This window comes from Candidatus Bathyanammoxibius amoris (genome assembly GCA_024451685.1).
GTDB classification, from domain to species: Bacteria; Planctomycetota; Brocadiia; order Brocadiales; family Bathyanammoxibiaceae; genus Bathyanammoxibius; species Bathyanammoxibius amoris.
In genome coordinates this window covers 15,004-35,304 of sequence record JAMXCW010000008.1, presented here as the reverse complement: position 1 = coordinate 35,304, position 20,301 = coordinate 15,004, and the positions used below count along the sequence as shown (strand labels likewise).

17 protein-coding genes are annotated in these 20,301 nt (G+C 54.4%); 2 read left to right on the top strand and 15 right to left on the bottom strand.

Annotation, left to right across the window (positions count from 1 at the left end):
- Positions 1-15: 15 nt before the first annotated feature.
- The 6 genes from NOU37_06055 to NOU37_06030 form a co-directional block, all read right to left on the bottom strand.
- Complete coding sequence (locus NOU37_06055; protein MCQ4574794.1) at positions 16-1,134, bottom strand: SPFH domain-containing protein; 1,119 nt, start codon at positions 1,132-1,134, stop codon at positions 16-18.
- An 18-nt stretch (positions 1,135-1,152) separates the two neighbouring features.
- A complete protein-coding gene (locus NOU37_06050) occupies positions 1,153-2,301 on the bottom strand; it encodes an SPFH domain-containing protein (protein MCQ4574793.1) in 1,149 nt (382 codons plus the stop codon).
- 127 nt (positions 2,302-2,428) lie between these two features.
- Positions 2,429-5,053: a DNA mismatch repair protein MutS gene (gene mutS / locus NOU37_06045; GenBank protein ID MCQ4574792.1), complete on the bottom strand. Its 2,625-nt coding sequence runs from the start codon at positions 5,051-5,053 to the stop codon at positions 2,429-2,431.
- Positions 5,054-5,065: 12 nt separating this feature from the next.
- Entirely contained in the window at positions 5,066-5,557 is a 492-nt protein-coding gene (locus NOU37_06040) for a GIY-YIG nuclease family protein (GenBank protein ID MCQ4574791.1), read from the bottom strand.
- 23 nt (positions 5,558-5,580) lie between these two features.
- Positions 5,581-6,690, bottom strand: coding sequence for a 7-cyano-7-deazaguanine synthase (locus NOU37_06035; GenBank protein MCQ4574790.1), 1,110 nt, complete (start codon positions 6,688-6,690; stop codon positions 5,581-5,583).
- Positions 6,687-7,316: an MBL fold metallo-hydrolase gene (locus tag NOU37_06030; protein ID MCQ4574789.1), complete on the bottom strand. Its 630-nt coding sequence runs from the start codon at positions 7,314-7,316 to the stop codon at positions 6,687-6,689. Before NOU37_06030 ends, NOU37_06035 begins: the two co-directional genes overlap by 4 nt.
- Positions 7,317-7,520: 204 nt before the next feature.
- Between NOU37_06030 and amrB the strand changes: the two genes are divergently transcribed.
- The gene (gene amrB / locus NOU37_06025) at positions 7,521-8,396 is read left to right on the top strand and encodes an AmmeMemoRadiSam system protein B (protein MCQ4574788.1); all 876 of its coding nucleotides are present in this window, start codon (positions 7,521-7,523) and stop codon (positions 8,394-8,396) included.
- Positions 8,397-8,466: 70 nt separating this feature from the next.
- Positions 8,467-11,247: a formate dehydrogenase subunit alpha gene (fdhF, locus tag NOU37_06020; protein ID MCQ4574787.1), complete on the top strand. Its 2,781-nt coding sequence runs from the start codon at positions 8,467-8,469 to the stop codon at positions 11,245-11,247.
- A 148-nt stretch (positions 11,248-11,395) separates the two neighbouring features.
- Here fdhF and NOU37_06015 read toward each other — a convergent pair whose 3' ends face one another.
- The 9 genes from NOU37_06015 to NOU37_05975 form a co-directional block, all read right to left on the bottom strand.
- Positions 11,396-12,016: a hypothetical protein gene (locus NOU37_06015; GenBank protein ID MCQ4574786.1), complete on the bottom strand. Its 621-nt coding sequence runs from the start codon at positions 12,014-12,016 to the stop codon at positions 11,396-11,398.
- A 31-nt stretch (positions 12,017-12,047) separates the two neighbouring features.
- On the bottom strand, positions 12,048-13,550 hold the full coding sequence (locus tag NOU37_06010; GenBank protein ID MCQ4574785.1) for an aldehyde dehydrogenase family protein: 1,503 nt from the start codon (positions 13,548-13,550) through the stop codon (positions 12,048-12,050).
- A gap of 15 nt (positions 13,551-13,565) precedes the next feature.
- Positions 13,566-14,948 (bottom strand): homoserine dehydrogenase, encoded by a 1,383-nt coding sequence (locus NOU37_06005; protein ID MCQ4574784.1) that lies wholly within the window; start codon positions 14,946-14,948, stop codon positions 13,566-13,568.
- A gap of 244 nt (positions 14,949-15,192) precedes the next feature.
- The gene (gene rfbD / locus NOU37_06000) at positions 15,193-16,059 is read right to left on the bottom strand and encodes a dTDP-4-dehydrorhamnose reductase (protein ID MCQ4574783.1); all 867 of its coding nucleotides are present in this window, start codon (positions 16,057-16,059) and stop codon (positions 15,193-15,195) included.
- Complete coding sequence (locus NOU37_05995; protein MCQ4574782.1) at positions 16,060-17,082, bottom strand: SDR family oxidoreductase; 1,023 nt, start codon at positions 17,080-17,082, stop codon at positions 16,060-16,062.
- Positions 17,079-17,528 carry a dTDP-4-dehydrorhamnose 3,5-epimerase family protein gene (locus NOU37_05990; protein MCQ4574781.1) on the bottom strand — a complete coding sequence of 150 codons (450 nt, stop codon included), beginning with the start codon at positions 17,526-17,528 and terminating at the stop codon, positions 17,079-17,081. The genes NOU37_05995 and NOU37_05990 overlap by 4 nt, the downstream gene beginning before the upstream one ends.
- 161 nt (positions 17,529-17,689) lie before the next feature.
- On the bottom strand, positions 17,690-18,145 hold the full coding sequence (locus tag NOU37_05985; protein MCQ4574780.1) for a dTDP-4-dehydrorhamnose 3,5-epimerase family protein: 456 nt from the start codon (positions 18,143-18,145) through the stop codon (positions 17,690-17,692).
- Positions 18,146-18,195: 50 nt separating this feature from the next.
- On the bottom strand, positions 18,196-19,158 hold the full coding sequence (locus tag NOU37_05980; GenBank protein ID MCQ4574779.1) for a glycosyltransferase family 2 protein: 963 nt from the start codon (positions 19,156-19,158) through the stop codon (positions 18,196-18,198).
- A gap of 12 nt (positions 19,159-19,170) precedes the next feature.
- Positions 19,171-20,301 (bottom strand): glycosyltransferase family 4 protein, encoded by a 1,131-nt coding sequence (locus NOU37_05975; GenBank protein ID MCQ4574778.1) that lies wholly within the window; start codon positions 20,299-20,301, stop codon positions 19,171-19,173.

Here is a 20,301-nt window from a genome sequence, read left to right as displayed (position 1 = left end):
TTTTAAACGCAGGGGCTACTCTGTCGCCTTCAGTGGTGCCACGCCGAACTTCTGCACCATCTGTTCTATCTCGAGCAGGTCAACCCGCTGTGTGGTGAATTCCAGATAGCCGAGGTTGATGTTCTTCGCGGCCTCCAGGGCAACAATGAGATCGCCTCCAACGCCTATCATAGCTGCACGTTTCAGGTTCTGCCCCTCGGCAAGCGCCTTCCTCACCAGAAGCCTCCCGGCCGCCGTTTCGTCGGCCTTGTAACGGTCCGCGTTGGCCTTCTTCTCCACCATGTATTTACCCGCAGCCGCCATTATCTCCGCTATCCGCTGGTTCAAAAGGGCCTCCAGAATGGTAAACTTCGCCTTGCGGTCACCCTCTATACGCTCCACCCAGGCCTCCGTGTCTGCGTCTATTATGTTCGTTATGCCCCTGTAGTCCGCAGCCTTCGCCTGAGATATGTTCAGCAAAATGTCCAACTCCGCAAGCTTCACGTTCTTAATCTTCCTGTCAAGCTTCGGGTCAAACTTCAAATCCAATAACAACACGTCTATCATGTCCAAAAACCTGTCGTCCATCCTCTTCTGAAGCTCCACCAACGCCTGCTTCGCACGCTTGCGCTTCTCATACGGGTCGTAAAGATGCTTCTCCGTCATCTTACCAAATACACTTCGTGCCACGTCCACCATCTCGTTCTCTAAAATAACCTGGTACCTGACCTTGCCCTTCGGACTGCCAGCCTTGCCGGGCCCAAGCAACTTCCTCAAACGCCACGCCGAACCCCTCCGTATCTTGTACTTCAAAATCAACTCCACACTCACGTCATAATCGTCAACCGTCCTCACCTGGATAGGCTCCATGCGCCTGCCGCCTACCTTGTCCGACGTCCTGTTCAACGTCTGGACCGTGGCGTCATACACGTCCCAATAGTCCACAATCGGAATGCCCCTGTGCCAGCCTACAAAATAGTCCTCCTCCACTACTCCCCTTGTGAAATCCGTGACGCCTACAGGCCATACCTTCGTCCATACTCCTATCTGGTTCACCTGTACCTTGAAAATACAAAATGGAACCGCTATACCAAAAAATACGACAAAAAAACCAATTATCCCGCCGTAGGCGTATATGCTTCTCTTAGATCCCACAGATTTGATCCTCTATAATCATCTTTCCTCGCCGGCAGCCACAGCCGGTCTTGGCTCGATCCTCTCGATTCTCTCACTTTCCCTCAGGAGCTGCGGAATCTCCCGATTGGCCTTTAAGACGGGGGTTCCCTGTACAGTTGCTTCCTTGAGCCTCTTTGCGTACTCCAGCTTCACCAACTGCCGGCCTCCCGGACGTTCGAGTGCGCGGCGAAGGGCCATGATACCTCCTGCCTCAGACTGCTTCTCCGCCAGGACGCCAATTGACTTCTGTCTCAGTCTCTCGAATTCCGCATCACCCTCAATAGTTACCTTTTTGTAATACGCATCTGCGTCGCGCCGCGTCTGTTCGGCCTTGGCGTCGGCCCCCAGCTCTCTCTTGTTGAGGTCGCCCCTGTATCTGGATACCTCCGTGTCCATCCTCCTGCCCTCTTCAACCTTTACACGCCTTCGGTTCTCCCTGGCAGCCTCCGCCCTGTCTATCTGCACTTCCACCTCTTTATCCGCAAGCCTCCTTGCCAGGATCTTCTCCCAGTATTCCTGATAGTATCGATAGTCCAGGACGTTTATGGCAGTTATCTTGATCCCGCGCGGTTCTATAACCTCGTTTATTTCATCGATCGCCTGTTGCGCCTTCCTGTCGCGCTTGGCCGAGTTCGGGAAGTCTTCTATCAAAAGTTCGCCCATGTTATATCGCATTACCGCCCTGATGTAATCGAAGGTCCATTTCTTCTTGTAGGCGGCACCCGGACCTGAATCCAGGATAACGAAGGCCGCCTTCTCTGGAATCATTACGTAACGTATAAGCAGGTCGAGGGAAACGTCACCACCATCTATTGACTTGACCCATAAGGGGTTGCCCTTCGGGTAGTCAGGAGTGATGTTGTCGAAGGACAAATACAGGACCTGCTCCTCCTTGTCGAGGATATATATATCCTGGAGGATTGGTATGTAGATAATTACGCCCGCACGGTCGATCGCCTTTACGTTTCCCGTCAGGTTGTTTACTACAATTCCAACCTCGGAAGGCTGCACATTATAGTAACCAAGATTCCTGACGACAAAGAAAGACCCTATCCCCAGCGATACTACTATAAACGAGATTAGTATTATCCACTTTACGGATATACGCCTCTTAAATCGGCGTCTTCCTTCAAAGTCCTTTTGCATCGTTCTTTCCCGGGCTTAAAGACATCAATGTATTTTCCTAACTCCTTATTATATAAGCAATAGCCAGAATGTCAACCAAGAATCCGGCGTTCAGACCGAAATTTTTAACTCTCTTTGCAATCCACCCTTATGCCTGTTCACCTTCAGTTTCCGTGAGCCCGCGCCTTAGCTCTTCCAGTTTATTCAGTGCCTCTAGAGGTGTGAGTCCCGTAATATCCAATGATTGTAGCTCCTCCAGTACGGCCTGTTCTTTTGGCACAAAGAGGGACAGCTGAACGTCTTTTCCTCCTTTTGTCGCCGGCTGGCCCAGCCTGGGTCTCTGATAAACGTCCAGGGAGTTGGTCTCAAGCTGTTCCAGGATGTGCCCGGCCCTTTTAATCACTTCTCCCGGTACCCCGGCCATCCGCGCCACATGTATACCATAGCTTTTATCTGAACCACCCTCAACAATTTTTCTGAGAAATATCACCTTGTTCCCCCACTCCCTCACCGCAACATTGTAGTTCTTTATCCCCGGGAAGAGGGCTGCGAGCCCTGTAAGTTCATGGTAGTGGGTGGCGAACAGCGTCCTTGCCCTGACGTTCCTGAATATATACTCGGTCATGGCCCAGGCTATACTGAGGCCGTCAAATGTACTGGTACCCCTGCCTATCTCATCGAGTATTATAAGGCTTCGGTCGGTGGCATTATTGAGTATATTTGCCGCCTCGTGCATCTCCACCATAAAGGTACTCTGTCCGCGGTGTAGTTCATCCGATGCCCCGATGCGCGTAAATATCCTGTCAACCACGCTAATCTTTGCCTCTTTCGCAGGGATGAAACTCCCCATCTGGGCCATAAGCGTGATTAGGGCCACCTGGCGAATGTAGGTGCTTTTACCTGCCATGTTGGGCCCGGTAATGACCATGACACGGGTTGACCTGTCGTCCATGTCTATACTGTTGGGTACAAATCTTCCCCTGCCCAGAGTCTTTTCGAGCACGGGATGCCTGCCGTCGGATATCCGCAGTTCATCTCCTTCGGTTATTTCAGGACAGGTGTAATCGTTCTCGGCGGCGGCAGTTGCAAAACTGAGCAACACGTCAAGTTGCGCTACTTTGCCTGCCACCCTTTGAATCACGGGCGTATAGCCGGCAACCTCGGACCTAACCTTCTCAAAGAGCTGATATTCCAGCTCCTTAGACCTCTCCTCCGCCGTCAGCACCCGTGACTCATAATCCTTTAGCTCGGGGGTAATATAGCGTTCCGCATTCTTAAGCGTCTGTTTACGGATATAGTCCCCCGGTATACGGTCCTTGTGGGTATTTGTAACCTCTATATAGTACCCGAAGACCTTGTTGTAGTGTACCTTAAGGGACGGTATGCCCGTCCGGCGCATCTCCACGGCCTGGAAGTTTTTTATCCATTCCCGTCCGTTTCTTCGGATATTTCTCAATTCGTCCAGTTCAGGGCTGTAACCTTCTCTTATCATTCCGCCGTCTCGCACGGTCTGAGGCGGGCTGTCAACGAACGCAGTCGCTGTCAGCACCCTTACCTCCTTAACATCATCAAGTCCGTCGCGGACAGACTCCAGAATACCCGACCCGGCGCCGGAAAGTCCCTCCTTCAGTCCGGGCAGCACCTCCAGCGAATTCTTCAGTGAGACCAGGTCCCTGGCGTTCGTACGCCCCGTGCTAATCCGCGTAGATATACGTTCTAAGTCGGACACCTCCTTTAGAAGCGTGCGGAGGGACTCTCTCTGCGTGTGATTACCGTGCAGTTCGCTCACGCCCTCCTGGCGAAAGCGTATCTTTTCGGAGGAGACCAGCGGGAAGAGTATCCATTCCTTGAGGAGCCTCGCGCCCATCGCCGTTCGGGTCTTATCAAGTACCCACAACAGCGACCCCTCGACCTGCCTCGTCCTGACCGTCTCAACGAGTTCAAGCCCCATCTGCGTAGCAGCGTCTATCAGCAGGGTGTCTCCGCTGTTGAAGCGTCTCAGGTTGACGATATGCCCCAGGGAATTATTCTGCGTCTCTTTGAGATATTGCACTACCGCCCCGCCGGCACGTATGGCCGGTCCCAACCCCTCACAACCGAAGCCCTCCAGGCTGGTGGTCCCGAAGTGCTCAAGCAGTGTCTTGTAGGCAGAGTCTTGTGAAAACTCCCAGCCCGGCCTCCGGGTTACCGTAATCCCCAGACCGACGCCCAGTCCACTCATCAGTTCGTCATCGTGTGCGTACTCCGGTATTATGCACTCGGACGGCCTGAGCCGGTACAGTTCATCCATCAGTCGTCCACGCGGTACGTCAGTAAGCTCAAATCTCCCCGTAGAGAGATCCACCCACGAGATACCCGCCGTGTCACTGCCTGGGAGTATGCCAACAAGATAGTTGTTCCGCTTGTCCTCAAGGAGGTTCTCGTCGGTAAGGGTGCCCGGCGTGATTATCCGGGTAATATCCCTGTCCACCACCCCCTTGGCCTCACGCGGGTCCTGCACCTGCTCACACACGGCCACTTTATGCCCGGCCTTTATGAGGCGCTGTATATAGGGGCCCGCCGCGTGATGCGGCACGCCAGCCATGGGCACGGCCTTCTCACCCTTGGCGCGCGACGTAAGCGCTATACCCAGCACCCGGGACGCAATCCGGGCATCTTCGTAAAACATCTCATAAAAGTCACCCATCCGGAAGAATAGTACGGCGTCCTTGCATCTCTCCTTGAAGGAGTGATACTGCCTCATCATGGGTGTCATGTCCGCCGGGGCCTTCATGTCTTATCTACTTCAAGCATTTCCATAATAAAAGGATGGATACCCGTCGGGACCAAGCGCCCCTAAGGTAGTAATAGATACTGCGGGAGATTCGTCTCCCGGCATGTAGTACAGGTGCGTATTGCAGTGACAATCTGAGGAGCCAAATCTCTTGAGCGGCGTCTCCAGGCCGCTAACGCCCGCCAGACGCCGTCCCAGCCTGCATTCCCATTCCTTCGGGGCGTCAAACCCCCAGATATGCTTAACTCGCGCGTGGGCAAGCAGGTAGTCAACATGCCAGTGGGGTTTTTTGCCGGGAGATTTTCTTGTGAGATGCCGCGTCAGCCGCTGTCGCAGGTTTCTTTGCGCGCTGCCGACATAAAGATAACAACCTTGAGGGAAGAGGTGTTTGCCAAGTCTGCCAATCCTTAGCCGGTAATCCCGCCGGAGCTCTGCGGCCAGCAGATATATACCGCGATTAAAGGGGAAAGTTTTGGCCGGTAGGGAAGGTGCTGACTCACCCATCTTATACTAATCACGCCCTTTGCTTATTTTTTCCTGACAATAATACGCTCTTTGGCCCAGACGTCGTCCGCGGGGGCAACCTCCAGCACGCCTTCCACGTCTCCCCGGTGCAGGACAACCCGGACAAGTGGCATGTCCTGGGCCTTGCTGCTGCGCGCCGTAAGACTGGCCGCCGCCCGTAGATTCTCGTCTGTCAGGTTGCCGCGCACAAGACACAGCGGTCCCGGGATATCAGCGAGGTAAAGCCGGGCGTCTTCAGTCCGCACAAGGGTCTCAAGCCTCTGGTTTTCCTCATCGTTCCTGCCCACTATGGCCTTGGTCTCGGCGTCAAGCCTGTAGTGCCTGCCCAGCTTTAGCAGTTTTACGTCCCTCAGGTCGCAGTCTATATCGTGCTCAAACAACTCCTTTATCCGCACGGCGAATCCCGGGTCGGTAAGCAGGCATCCCCCGGCAGAGCACGGGTAGTCCTTCATCTCAAAGACGTCTGCAAGCTGCATCTGCTCCTTCCGAGAACGCCCCTTAATGGCCAGGAGTTTTTGCCGGTCCACCAGGCCCTCTTTCTCCGGAACGGTCGGTTCCAGATGCTTCGCACACAGGGGTCTCACTATAAGGCCCTCCAGCCCCGCCTCGCGTTCAATGGTCCTCATGGCTACCTTTCGCTGGGACATGGGCCTCTGGCCAAGTACCTCACCGGTAACAATAAAAGACGCGCCAATCTCCCGCATATACTCCCCCGCCATCCTGAACATGTTTATACGGCAGTCGATGCAGGGGTTCATGTTCTTGCCGTAGCCGTGCCTTGGCTTTTTCACAATCTCCAGGAAGCTGTCCGTTATGTTGAGTACCTTTATCGGTATGCCGATGGCCTCGGAGACCTTCCGGGCCTCTGACTTGCAGCTATCGGTGCGGTTGCAGAGACAGAAGACGGTCGAGAAATTCAGGGCCACCACGTCTATACCCTGCGCCTTTATCACGTTTATGGCCAGCGTGCTGTCCAGGCCGCCGGAAAGCAGGGCCACCGCCTTCACCTTCTTGTCACTGTCCCTGCCCGTCTCAGCAGCCTCGGCCGCGCCGGGAGCGGCGGCCGGCCTCGTGTCTACTGCCGTGCCGCTGTCAGTTAATGTATCTGTCATAAAATCCTTACCTCTATATCATCCGAAACAAGCGTCTTAAACCTCTCGGCGTCCGCCTCAGTGCCGACTATGGCGCCATAGTGCATGGGGACGGCAATCTTAGGCTTCATGCGGTTTACCGCGTCAGCCGCCTCCTCCGCGGTCATAACGTATGTGCCGCTTACGGGTACGAGCGCCACGTCCACCTTAAAGTCGTCCATCTCCGGTATGCGGTCGGTGTCGCCCGCGTGGTATATCCGTTTATTACCCCCCACGGTAACGATAAAGCCTATCCAGTTAGAGTTCTTCGGGTGGAAACTCTTATTTGTATTATACGCCGGTACAGCCTCCACCGTGACCCCGTCTATCTCTACCGTATCTCCCGATTTAACCACCATGACGTCTCCCTTCAGTTTCCTGGCGGTGTCGGCCGTGGTCATTATCCTGGTGCCTTTCTTCGAGACCTTCGCCACGTCCGGCGGGGAACAGTGGTCATAGTGTTCGTGTGTCACAAGTACTATATCGGCGTCGGCAGGTCCTGCGTCCGTTAATTTCCAGGGGTCAATGTATATGACCTTGTTATCGCCCTCTATCTTGATAGAATCATGGCCAAGCCACGTTATTGTTATACCGTTTAGCTCCAGCACCGGCCTTCGTCCTTCCTGTCTTTCATTCTTGTTTTCTTATTTACTTACTTAGTTACCCTGATTTGTAATGATAGCAAAATCACGCAGGAATCAAAGTAGAAAAAGATTCTTTGACAACAATTACAGCCGCTGATAGACTTGATTTTTATCCCATAAATTCTCCAACAATCCCGGTGGAAACTTTTACGTCAGGCTGGCGCTAAGATGTTTATCAGAAGTCCTATAGCCCAAGGCTTTTATCCGGAGACAGGCGGTGTGTGCAAGGTGGCCGTCCAGCGGCACCTTGACAATTGTTCCAGCATTCATCCCGGCACCAGGAAAACCAGCGTTGTAGCAGGTATTGTGCCTCATGCGGGCTGGACGTACTCAGGCGATACCGCGGCGGCCGTTTTCCGCACCATAAACAGGTTATCATCCGTGCCGGATGTCTTTGTCCTCTTTGGCTCCGTGCACGTGATGGGTGTAGGCAGACCAGCCATAATGAGAGAGGGGTCATGGAAGACACCCCTTGGCGAGATAGAGATAGACGGCGACCTGGCGGGCGAGATACTGAAATCTGCGGGTGATATCGTGGAGGAAAACGCGCAAGGCCATCTAATGGAGCATTCACTGGAGGTACAGCTCCCGTTTATACAGTATCTTTACCCTGAGGCCCGGATAGTGCCTGTCATGGTCCCGCCCACCGCTCAGGCCCACGTCCTGGGAGAGAGGGTGGCGGCGCTCGTGAAGGACCGGGACGGCAGTATAATGACCGTCGGTACCAGCGACCTCACCCATTACGGCCAGCGGTACGCCTTCAAGAACCATGGAACCGGGAGAAAGGCCCTTGAGTGGGTCAAAAACGAGAACGACAAGAGGATTATAGACCTCTGTCTCAAGATGGCCGCCGAGGAAATAGTGCCGGAGGCCACGAAGAACCTGAACGCCTGCGGGGGCGGGGCCATGGCCGCGACCGTCGCATACGCCAGGGCACTGGGGGTAAAGGAAGGGGAGTTGTTGCACTACACCACCAGCTACGACGTACTGCCCGAAGATGAGGAGCCTTCAGACTTCGTAGGCTACGCCGGGATAGTGTTCTAAGGCTTGACTGCCCCACAAAAAAATGGTATTTTCTGAGATTCTTATCTTATGATACAGCAGACAACTGATGATGACAAACTCGACAGAAAAATCCCCGGCTGAAAAGCTGAAGCTTACTATAGATGGCAGAGAGGTCGAGGCCGGCTCCGGCCAGACCATCCTCCAGGCAGCGGCAAAGCTGGGCATAAAAATACCCACACTCTGCCACGACCCGCGTCTCGAGCCGTTCAGCGCGTGCCGGGTCTGCATGGTAGAGGTTGAAAACGCCAGAAAACCCCTGGTCACCGCCTGTTCGGCGATGGTAGCTGACGGCATGGTGGTGAAGACCGACACCGAGCGGGTCTATGAGACAAGGCGGTTCGTGCTGGAACTTATCCTGTCAGACCATCCCCTGGACTGCATGACCTGCGACAAGTGCGGTAGCTGCACGCTGCAGGACCTTGCCTACGAATATGACATCAAAAGCAGCCGCTTCTTTAAAGAACCTCAGCGCGGTGTATCCCCTGACCCGAACACCATGATACTGCGAGACGACTCCAAGTGTATCCTGTGCGGACGCTGCGTCAGGATATGCGATGAAGTTGAGCAGGCGCATGCCATCGACTTTATAAACCGCGGTTTCGAGACTGTCGTCGGACCCGCCTACGGCCATACACTGCTGGGGACGAGCTGCGAGTTCTGCGGACAGTGCGTGTCAACGTGCCCGGTCGGCGCTTTGAGGGAAAAACAGGCCGAGGGCAAAGGCCGTGACTGGCAGCTAGACAAGATAAAGACCGTGTGCGGCTACTGCGGAGTGGGCTGCACCCTCTTTCTCAACGTCCACAAGGACACCGGCAAACTCGTAAAGGTCACCTCCAAACCCGGCACGGTACCGAATGACGGCAACCTGTGCATAAAGGGGCGCTTCGGATACGACTTCGTGCATCACGAGGAACGCCTCACCGACCCGCTTATCAAGAGAAACGGAAGCTTCGAAAAGGCCTCCTGGGACGAGGCCCTCAAGCTCGTGGCGACCAGATTCGCCGAGACTAAGGACAAACACGGCGCTGAGTCCATTGCCATTCTCGGCTCTTCCAGATGCACCAACGAAGAGAACTACGTCCTGATGAAGTTCGCCCGGGCGGTCATCGGCACAAACAACCTTGACCAGTGCGCCCGTACCTGACACGCCCCCACCGTGGCCGGTCTGGCCATGAGCTTCGGCAGCGGCGCGATGACCAACTCCATCGCCGAAATCCCTGACGCCGACGTCTTGTTCGTCATAGGCGCGAACCCTACGGAGGCACACCCGATTATCGGACTCCATATGAGGGCGGCGCTCCGGAAGGGCGCAAAATTCATCGTGGCCGACCCCCGCAAGATATGGTTCGCCGGACACGCGGATTACTTCCTGCAGCTCAGACCCGGCTCGGACTGTATGTTGCTCAACGCGATGATGAACGTCATCATATCGGAGGGTCTGGAGAACAAGGACTTCGTAGAGAAATACACCGAGAACTTCGAGTCCTTAAAGGAATACTGTAAAGACGTCACCCCCGAGAGGGTGGAGAAGATAACCGGCGTGCCGGCAGACAAGATAAAAGGGGCGGCGAGGCTGTTCGCAACGGCCGGGAAGGCCGGGATATACTACACCCTGGGCATAACGGAACACGTCTGCGGTACGGAAAACGTCCGCACCATCGCAAATCTTAGTATGCTATGCGGGCAGATAGGCCGTCCCAGTACCGGGGTAAACCCGCTCCGGGGACAGAATAACGTACAGGGCGCGTGCGACATGGGAACAGACCCTGACCGCTTCCACGGCTATCAGTACGTATCAGACCCTGAAGCGCGCGAAAAATTTGAAAAGGCATGGGGCGTAAAGCTGAACCCAAAACCCGGACTTAAGATGCCGGAGTGTTTCACGGGCGCAAACGACGGCAGCATAAAGGCCCTGTACCTTGTGGGTGAAGACAACGTGATGAGTGAACCCGACCAGGCCCATGTGATAAGCGCCCTCGAAAGATGCGACTTCGTGGTGGCACAGGACATCTTCATGTCTGAGACGGCGAAATACGCCGACGTCGTCCTGCCAGCCTCATCGTGCGCCGAGAAGGACGGCACCTTCACAAACTCTGAGCGCAGGGTGCAGAGGGTACGGACGGCCGTACAGCCGGTAGGTAACTCTAAGCCGGACTGGCAGATTATCTGTGAACTCTCCACGCTCATGGGCTACCCGATGGAGTATAAACACCCCGGTGAAATCTGGGATGAACTCGCGGCGCTGGCTCCCAAATTCTTCGGCGGCATAAACTATAAAAGAATTGATGACGTCGGGCTCCAGTGGCCGTGTCCGGACAAGGACCACCCCGGGACCAAGTACCTGCATAAGGACGGCAACTTCACCCGTGGCAAGGGTGAATTCTTCGCACCCGCCTGCCGCAGGCCGGCCGAGGAGCCGGACAAGGACTATCCTCTCATCCTTTCGACCGGGCGGACACTCCAGCACTACGGCGGTGGTACGATGACACGCCGCTCGAAGGGCAGCGTGCAGTTACAGCCGGAGTGTTTTGTGGAGATAAGCCGCTTCGATGCGGACATGCACGGCATGGAGGACGGTGAGATGATCAGGGTAATCACCCGGCGCGGGAAGCTGAAGACCAGGACGAAGATTACAGACATCAAGGAGGGCGTCATCTGGATGCCCATGCACTTTGCCGAAGCCGCCGCCAATAAGCTTACCATTACCGCCTACGACAACGTCACCATGACCGCCGAGTATAAGGTCTGCGCCGTCAGGGTAGAGAAACTTGGCAAAGAAGAAACGAAGAAGAAGCGTAAACAGGCCCCCGCCGCCACCGGCGTTGCCTGATACGAAACTGATAATATAAGACACAAATGAATTCTTGTCAGGTCGTGGTGTGACCATGACCTACCCGGCTTAGTAAAGTCAACCCATTACCGGGCGGGCCTGCCCTTAATAATCTCTAGCGCCAATCCCGCCTCTTCAGCGTATGTAGCTACATTGTGGGCTCTTCGGCGGCAGGGCTGAATTCTTTGAGGATATCGGCCATTGCCGTGCGGGTGCGCAGGCCGAGGAGTTCTTTGACGTTCTTATCACCGGGCAATCCTATCTCCTGCGCCAGTATGTCCGCAAATTCCGAGAAGAGCGCCCTTGGCAGAGCACGTCCCAAAGAGCCTTTGGCGCCGGTAATCTCCTGCTCAAGGCTGAAGTATTGCATGGACCGGGTGCTGATAGAACTATTGATATCGTCGGCCCAACCCTCTTCCGACCTCAGGTTCTGTTTTCCAAACTTTGCCACCTCAGAGGGAAACCCGGAAATTACAAAATCCGTAAGCAGTTTCATGTAGATCGGGTGGGAGTCGTTAAGCCTGGTCGCGGCCACCCTGTCGAAGAGGTAGAGGGCAAACGCGACGAGTTCGAGCCATACTATTAACGCAGTGTCATTATTTACCTTGGCCGCAGTTCTCTTGTTACTCAAGAGTTCATCCGCCCCACGCTCTGCAATCTCGAAGACCAGCTTAGACCCAAGTTGTGCCCTGGGTCTGAGGAGCACAACCTGCTCCCTTATTCTCTGCTTCTCTTCAGCCTCTTTTTGCTCTTTTTCTATATCGCTCATTTTGTTGCATTGTGTTCAAGTAATATTACCATCAGCTCAGATTCACCCACACGCTCTTTACCTGGGTGTACAGTTCCAGAGAGTGTTCACCCAGTTCGCGGCCGTAGCCGGACTCCTTGTACCCCCCGAAGGGGCTGCCGCAGTCAAACGCGTTGTAGGTGTTTATCCATACAGTGCCGGCGCGGAGCCTCCTGGCGACCGCGTGGGCCTTTTGTATGTCCCGGGTCCATACGGCGGCCGCGAGGCCGTAACGGGACTGGTTTCCCGCCCTGACCACCTCGTCGATATTTCTGAATGTAAGGGTGGATACCACGGGCCCGAAGATTTCTTCCCTGGCAATCTTCATCGTGCCTTTGACGTTATCAAATATAGTGGGCTTGATAAAGTAGCCGTTACTTTTAAGGGCTTCGCCGCCGCAGCATAGTTCTGCGCCCTCTTCCTTGCCGGCCTCTATGTAGCCCATCACCTTGTCGAACTGTACCTGGGACACAAGGGCGCCCATATCCGTGCGTGGGTTAAAAGGGTCTCCAACGCGCATCTTCGAGGCAAAGGAGACCATTCTGTCCATGAACTTGTCGTGAATCTTTTTCTCAACGTAGAGCCTGGACCCGGCGCAGCAGACCTCCCCCTGGTTGAAGAATATGCCCATCAAGGCGCCTTGTACCGCAGCCTCTATGTCCGCGTCGGCAAAGATTATATTGGGTGACTTGCCCCCAAGCTCCAGCGAGACCTTCTTCAGAGTGTCGGCAGAGGCCCGCACTATGTCCTTTCCGACAGTCGTCGAACCGGTAAAGGCTACCTTGTCTACGTCGACGTGCCTTGCCAGTGCCGCGCCGGCGGTTTCACCGAGTCCTGTAACTATGTTGAGCACCCCGGCAGGAAGCCCCGCCTCCATGAACAGTTCGCCAAGCCTGAGGGCGGAGAGTGACGTATCTTCGGCCGGTTTTAGTACGACCGTGTTACCGCAGGCAAGGGCGGGCCCAAGTTTCCAGGCGGCCATCAGCAGAGGGAAGTTCCAGGGTATAATCTGCCCTATTACGCCCACGGGCTCCCTGAGCGTGTAGTTGAGCATGTCGCCCCTGACGGGGATGGTCTCGCCGTGGATCTTATCGGCCCAGCCCGCATAGTAAAAGAATGTGTCGGCGGTGTAAGGTACGTCTACGGCGCGGGACTCTTTAATGGGTTTACCGTTATCGAGGGTCTCCAGCCTTGCCAGTTCCTCATGGTTGTCTTCCACCAATTTTGCGACGTTGGCCAGTATTCGCCCGCGGTCACGCGCGTCCATCGCAGGCCACGGACCCGACTCAAACGCCCTCCGGGCAGCCTTTACCGCAAGGTTCACGTCCCTCCTGTCGCCACAGGCAATGCTCGTAATTACCTTACCGGTGGCGGGGTTTATCGTTTTAAGAGTCTTGCCGGAGCGGGAGTTTACCCATTTTCCGTCGATGAGCATCTTTCCGGGTTTTATCTTTGCCGAAGACTTTGCTCCTGATTCTGACTTTTTCTTTGACGCTGGGTATAATTTTATAACCATCTTGACGCTCCTTTATTAAGTACTGGTCCCTACCACGTCGGGCAGGTCCGGCAATATCTTTATTACCACGGGGTCAAGCAGGATAAAATCGTGTCCCTTTACCCCTTGTATCGCCTCTCTGACAGCCGCTTCCTTACAGGGTTCAAGGGTGATGATAAAGGGGAGTATTTCATCCGGCTTGTACTTGAGTCCCAGCTTTTCCCTGAAATAGCTTCTTTCCTCGATCGAGTGCCTGAGCTGAAGGACTTCATCAACGTTTACCCGGTTCTCCTTCAGATGGCTCAGGATGTCGCTCACGATGCCGGCCCCGTCCCGTACCAAAAACCGCAGGTAGTATCTGCCCGGCTGGTCTTCGCCCAGGTGTTTGTTATAGCTCCGGGTGGCCGGCACAGGATGAAGACGGGCACCGCTCGCGATGGAGATTATGTCTGACACAACCGAGTTGGCGGTCGGCCCCGCACCGGCACCTTTACCCACAAGGCACATGCTATCGCAGTTCCTGCTCTCTACAAGGACGGCGTTCAGGGCGCCGTTCACCCTGGAGAGCACGTGGTCATCGTTTATCATGATGGGCGACACCGCCGCGGTTACTTCACCTCCCGTCTTTGTAATAGAGCCCAGGAGTTTTATGTTCTTAGAGAGTTTTTGGGCCGCGTAATCGAAGTCAATCTTTTCGAGGTGTTCTATGCCCTCAGTGCTCACGTCCTCCTTCTTGACGAAGATGCCGTAGAGGAGCTGCAAGAGGACGATTACTTTGTCCCTGGTATCGTCGCCATTTATGTCGGCCTCCGGGTTTGTCTCGGCGTAGCCCAGTTTCTGGGCCTGACGGAGCGCCTCTTTGAAGGTCATGCCCTCATTGCGTATGCCGGAGAGAATATAGTTGCAGGTGCCGTTAAGGATGCCGTAAACCCCGGTGACGTCATCACATGCAAGTCCCTCACCGAGGGAGCGGATGATGGGTATACCGCCGGCTACGGCTGCCTCGTAGCGCAGCTGGGTGTCAGCGCCCTTGCTGGCGGCGGAATATATTTCCCGTCCATAACCGGCGAGTACCGCCTTGTTCGCGGTTACTACCGACTTGCCGCCCTCCAGGGCCTTTACAATATAAGACGAAACCTTTTTAACATCGTCCGCCTTATCAAGCCCCAGCGCCTCTGTTATAATTGAGATTTCCGGGTGGTTTATGACCTCCTCGGGCCGGTTGGTGAATTTCTCTGGAAATTTTTTATACCAGCGCTTCTTTTTCGGTGAGCGGGTATAGACCTTCTCAATCTCAAGCCTGAACCCCAGCTTTTTTTCCAGGTTTTTTGCGCCGTCGTCGTCAAAAATTATGTCCTGGACGCCTTCACCGACGGTGCCCGACCCCAGAAGCCCTATTTTTATCACCTTTTCCGCCATAACTATACCTACCTCTTGATATGTAAGGATTTATAGTATACTGAAATCCCCCTAATAGGCAACCCCTTAAGGAGCTATAATTACCTGCGCGCACCAATAATGGGCCACGCCGCATATGCTCACATAACATCCATATCAGCAAAAGGTGTGGAGAGCACATGCTGCAATGGTGGGGTTAATTCATGATGCCTGACTAACACACACCGCAATCCCTGATACACGATTATTTAAGATGAGGACGGAGCTACCGCTTACGTTGGGACATGTAGTCCCGGAGGGCGTCCTGCCAGGGTCGCAGGGGGTCGAGACCGATGGACTTGAGCCTGTCGGAACCGAGGACGGAATAGTCGGGGCGCATTACCTTGCTCCTGAACTCCTCATGGGTGGTCTTTCTGAGGTTTACGCTGCGAAGTCCTTCGAGTTCGAATATTTTCGCGGCAAATTCGTACCAGGTGCACTGGCCGGAATTTGATATGTGGTATATCCCGTAATGGTCCTCATGGTCCGTGGCGACGAGCTCCTTTATCTTCTCCGCGATGTCCCAGGTGAAGGTCGGTACAAGGAACTGGTCGTCAATCACCTTGAGTTCGGGCTGTTCTTTCGCAAGGCGCAGCATAGTGTCTATGAAATTGCCGCCCTTCGCCCTGCACCAAGCCAGCCCGTAGAGGCCGGACGTCCTGATTATATAGTGCCTTGAGCACAGGTTCCTCACGTAATATTCACCCGCGAGCTTTGTCACGCCGTACGTGCTAAGTGGGTTAGGAAGGTCGTCTTCTGTATAGGGTTCGCGCTTTTCACCGTCGAAGACGTAATCCGTGCTGATGTGCACCAGTATCGCATTGAGTTTCTCTGAAGTTCGCGCGACGTTTGCCGCGCCGATGGCGTTTACCCGGAAGGCCTTTGCGTACTCCGTCTCGCAGTCCTCCACCCGGTGGAAGGCGGCGGTGTTTATAACTACGTCGGGTTTTATGGAGTTGAGCACCGCGTCGGTCTGTTCATGGTCGGTAATCTCTATCTTGTCGTGTGTGAGCGGGACGGTATTTTTCTTGCCAAAAACCTTCAGCAGGTCGTTGCCCAGCTGGCCGTTTGAGCCTATCAGTGCGACTTTCATCTAGAATACCGGCCCTATCTTCCTGACTGTTTTCTCCATCTCGTCCAGCAGCGTCATCCACTTTATGTTGTAGTAGTGAGGGTTCAGGAAGTCAGTGTAGCCGTTTTCTTCTATCTTTACCAGCATGTGTTCTACGGAATCCTTTACAGAGACCTGGGGCGTGAAATTGAGGACCTGCTCCATCTTCTTTGAGCTGACCCGGTAGCTTCTTGTCTTGACGTCGCTGTGGTCCACCTCTATCTCCAGCTGGTATCTGTCTTCAAGCGCGCCTTTTACCCCGTGGGCCAGTTCCAGAATGCGGTAGTTCTTGTGGCAGAGGTTAAATATCTGCCCGTTCACCTTTTCTTCGCCGGCTTCTACCAGGCATATGAATGCCTTTGACGCGTCAGTAACGTCCACAAGCGGTCTCCACATCTCGCCCCCGCAAAAGACCTTCAGCTTCTTGTTCACTACGGCATCTTTCAGAAAGGTATTGACCACCAGGTCGTACCTCATCCTCGGGCTGAACCCGTATACCGTTCCCTGCCGCAGTATTACGGGGCAGAAATCGTCTCCGGCCATCTCCAGGAGCAGGTTCTCGGCCTTATGCTTTGCGACGGCGTAGGTGGCCCTTGGGTTGACCTCCGATGTCTCGTCCTGAAGCACGTCGTTTGCGAACAGGCCTTTGTCGTACAGGGAGCAACTGGAGGCGAAGACAAACCGCCTTACACCCTTTTCCCTGCATGCCTCGGCCAGCTTCTTCGTGCCCCCGTAATTTATGTCCATATTGGCCTTCGGGTTGTATTCCGCCGTCGGGTCATTGGACAATCCGCCAAGATGGATGACCGAGTCTACACCATCAAGCACGGACGGGTCAAAATTCCGTATATCGCCCTGCACCAGGTCTATATTCTTTCTGTTGTGTGCCAGGCCCTCCTCGCCGAAGTACAGCCTGTCCAGCACCCTCACGGCCTCTCCCTTTCTAAGCAGGTCATCCGTCAGGATACTCCCAATGTAGCCGGCACCACCCGTTACCAGTATCATCTACCCTTTACCTCCCACTCGTAACCGAAGGAATCCGGAGGAATTCTTACCTCATCCGGATTTTCGCGGTTATAGACCTCGCTGGCCGTGCTTATGAGCTGCGTATCGTCCTCGAGTGACATCCATCCGTGGAAGACACCGGGAGGCACCACAAGGAGAGCGGGGTTCCTTTCGCCCAGAATAAAGGTGTTCATTTCTTCGTATGTCGGGCTGTCGGGCCTGTCGTCCCTGAGGGCAAACTTCGCCGAGCCGTGGCTAATAAAGAACCAGTCCCAGAGCGCCTCGTGCTTGTGCCATGCCCGTATCACACCCCGCACGGGATCGCCTACAATGTATACCTGACCGTATTTCGTGAAATGCTCGTCACTGGCGCGTAAAATCTCTATCAGGTAGCCCCTGTCGTCCACATGGGTCTCAAGCTTTACCAGCTTAACGTCTTTTATCATATGCTACGGCCCTTCATATTGTAATTGAGTGCAAATTTGCAACGCAGAGCGGAAAGGTAAGCCCTCCGGCAAGACAGATAAACTCAAATCTTAATACCATCCTCACCCCCAGGTCAAGGAAACAATTCGCTTAATCACCGATATTTTTTACACAAGCAACCTCAGCTGTCCTTGCACGCCCAGTCGTAGGGTATCTCGCCGCCGTGCGGGTCTATGCGATGTTCATCAGGCTGCTCGTAATTATACAGCTCAGTGGGGATGTTTATAAGATACGCCGTTTCGTCCCCCACGGCCTTAAAGCCGTGCGCCACGTTAGCCGGTATATGTACCATAAGAGGGTTCCGTTCACCTATAAAGAACTCGTTAATCTCGCCCCTGGTCCCGGACTTTTCCCGCATGTCATAAAGCACCACCTTGGCCGTGCCCCTGACTATGAAAAAATTGTCCTTTTGCTTCTTATGGTAGTGCCATCCCTTAATTACGCCCGGATATCCGACGCTGAGATACGCCTGGCCGAACTTCTCGAAATGCGGGTCGTCCGAGCGCATCATCTCCATCAAGAAGCCCCTTTCATCAGGGACGACCTTCAGCTTTTTAGTAACCACGCCTTCAATCATGCCGCGCGTCCTCCTCCATGCCCTTTACAAATACGCCACCTTCAAGGGTCTTATTCAACCGCCCGCCTGCCCCCTATTCCCATGCAGGACGGACAGCCCCTGGCGTGCCACTCAAGCACTTTCAGGTAGGCATATACCCTTGACCGTAACCCCTTGTGAAGAAAGAGTGTAAGGGCAAGGCCCAACAATGACAAAAACAGGCTCAGCACCAGCCTCAAGGGTTTTAAGACCTTGAGAATAAGATACTCCGGGGCACTCCTGTTCTTCTTGAAAAATTTATACATCGACCTGTAGTATTCAATAACGGCGTTTGCCCTGCCTTTGGCCTTTGTCCCGCCACCGCCGAAATGGTACATCTCGAGTTGCGGAAGATAAAAGCACCTGTATCCGGCCCTTTTCAGACGGAAACAAATGTCGCTATCGTCCAAATACACAAAGTAGTCTTCATCGAAGAAACCTACCTGCCTGAATACGTCCTGTCTCAATACGACTCCGGCACACAGTACCGACTCCACTTCCAGGGGCTCCTTGTAGTCAACATGCTTGCTGGGGTAGCTGCCGGGAAATAAAAACCTCAACATGCTTTTATTCATAAGCTCTGTCGTCAGCGAGGGGAAGTTGTCAAAGGTATTCTGCTTCGAGCCGTCTCTATTGAGGAATTGCGGCGCAACTATAGCCACGTCAGGATGCTTCTTAAGAAAAGAGACCATTCCGCCCACCGTACCGCTCAGAAGCACGGTATCCGTATTGAGAAGGAATACATACGCCGTGTGTATCTCCCTCAGGGCCTGATTGTTTGCGGGGGCAAAACCCCGGTTTTCCCTGTTTCTTATAAGTGTCGCCCCGGGGAACTCCTTCTCTACCATCTCCACACTGCCGTCACTTGAGCCGTTATCGACCACATACACGTCAAAGGACAGGTCCTTAACCGTCCGGTACAGGGACCGCAGGCACTCCCTCAGCAGGTCCTTTGTGTTCCAGTTAACGATGACGACAGAAAGTTCTGGTCTCATACAGTCGATTATCTAACCCAATAATGTCTTATATACTTCCTCTACCTCTCGCGCCTCTTTATCGAGAGAAAACCTCTCCAGGGCTATCTGCCGTGAGGCCTCTCCCATACGCCTTCTCAGGGTGCTGTCAGACGCCAGCTTCAGGATAGCGCCCGCGAGATTTTCAGGGGTATCGTCAATCACAAATCCGTTTCTCCCGTGCTCCACTATCTCAGGAAGCATCCCCCGGTCGGCCGCTATAACGGGAAGGCCCACGGCCATCGCCTCCCTCACGGCCCTGCACGAACCGTCCGTGCCCGGGACAAGAAATACCTTTATGTCCACGGAAGACAGCGTATCCACGTACTCGTCGCTCTCTTTGTATCCTGTAAAGACAACCTTGCCGTTCAGTCCCATCTTCCGGGCAGGCTCCACCGCCACGGGGACCATGTTCGTCCCCCTTCCGACTATCACCGCCTTAAGATTCGGTATCTTGCCGCATGCCAGACGTAGCGCCTCCAAAAACACGTCAAACCGTCTGTGCCACTGGATCCTGGCGACCACGCCGACCACCACGTCTTCCGGTCCGATGCCCAGTGTTTTTCTGACATCCAGGCCTTTTGCAGCGGGGCTGAAACGGTCCGTGTCCACCCCTATGTCTATCTTCCGCACGTTGTCTCTGGAGAGGTGGAAATTGTCCACGTCCGCTTGAACCGCACTCTCCGACACCACCAGCAGTGTCGACGTCATGTATGACATCAACAAGCGGTTGCGCCAGGTCTTTTCCAGGCCTTTTCCCTCGTAGCTGGTTCGCACGACGGGCACGGAGGACCTCGCAATACCGGCCGAAACCCCGGCAAGCAGGTTGTCGTTGGTCATGTGGGTGTGGATGATATCCGGCCCCTCTGCCCGTATGTACCTCGAGATAGCACGGACATCCCTCAGATTGTCAATAAGGTTCAGATGCTTTCTGAGACGCAGATCCAGCGTCTCCACGCCAGACCCCGCGGCCCTCTTCCTGACGCTGTCGCGACCTCCCTCAGGCGGTATGCCGCAGGCAAAGACTACTCTATGTCCCCGCAGCTTGAGCATACGACAGAGATTCAACGCATGTTCGGCAGGCCCTGTCCATTTCCAGTTACTAAACAGATGTAGTATGAACAT

Bases quoted from the DNA above. Each gene is read 5' to 3' on its own strand.
- NOU37_05990 (MCQ4574781.1), bottom strand. From the start codon at position 17,528: ATGATAAAAGACGTTAAGCTGGTAAAGCTTGAGACCCATGTGGACGAC.
- NOU37_05985 (MCQ4574780.1), bottom strand. From the start codon at position 18,145: ATGATTGAAGGCGTGGTTACTAAAAAGCTGAAGGTCGTCCCTGATGAA.
- NOU37_06040 (MCQ4574791.1), bottom strand. From the start codon at position 5,557: ATGGGTGAGTCAGCACCTTCCCTACCGGCCAAAACTTTCCCCTTTAAT.
- rfbD (MCQ4574783.1), bottom strand. From the start codon at position 16,059: ATGAAAGTCGCACTGATAGGCTCAAACGGCCAGCTGGGCAACGACCTG.
- NOU37_06015 (MCQ4574786.1), bottom strand. From the start codon at position 12,016: ATGAGCGATATAGAAAAAGAGCAAAAAGAGGCTGAAGAGAAGCAGAGA.
- NOU37_05995 (MCQ4574782.1), bottom strand. From the start codon at position 17,082: ATGATACTGGTAACGGGTGGTGCCGGCTACATTGGGAGTATCCTGACG.
- NOU37_05975 (MCQ4574778.1), bottom strand. From the start codon at position 20,301: ATGTTCATACTACATCTGTTTAGTAACTGGAAATGGACAGGGCCTGCC.
- mutS (MCQ4574792.1), bottom strand. From the start codon at position 5,053: ATGAAGGCCCCGGCGGACATGACACCCATGATGAGGCAGTATCACTCC.
- NOU37_06005 (MCQ4574784.1), bottom strand. From the start codon at position 14,948: ATGGCGGAAAAGGTGATAAAAATAGGGCTTCTGGGGTCGGGCACCGTC.
- NOU37_05980 (MCQ4574779.1), bottom strand. From the start codon at position 19,158: ATGAGACCAGAACTTTCTGTCGTCATCGTTAACTGGAACACAAAGGAC.
- NOU37_06050 (MCQ4574793.1), bottom strand. From the start codon at position 2,301: ATGCAAAAGGACTTTGAAGGAAGACGCCGATTTAAGAGGCGTATATCC.
- amrB (MCQ4574788.1), top strand. From the start codon at position 7,521: ATGTTTATCAGAAGTCCTATAGCCCAAGGCTTTTATCCGGAGACAGGC.
- NOU37_06035 (MCQ4574790.1), bottom strand. From the start codon at position 6,690: ATGACAGATACATTAACTGACAGCGGCACGGCAGTAGACACGAGGCCG.
- NOU37_06010 (MCQ4574785.1), bottom strand. From the start codon at position 13,550: ATGGTTATAAAATTATACCCAGCGTCAAAGAAAAAGTCAGAATCAGGA.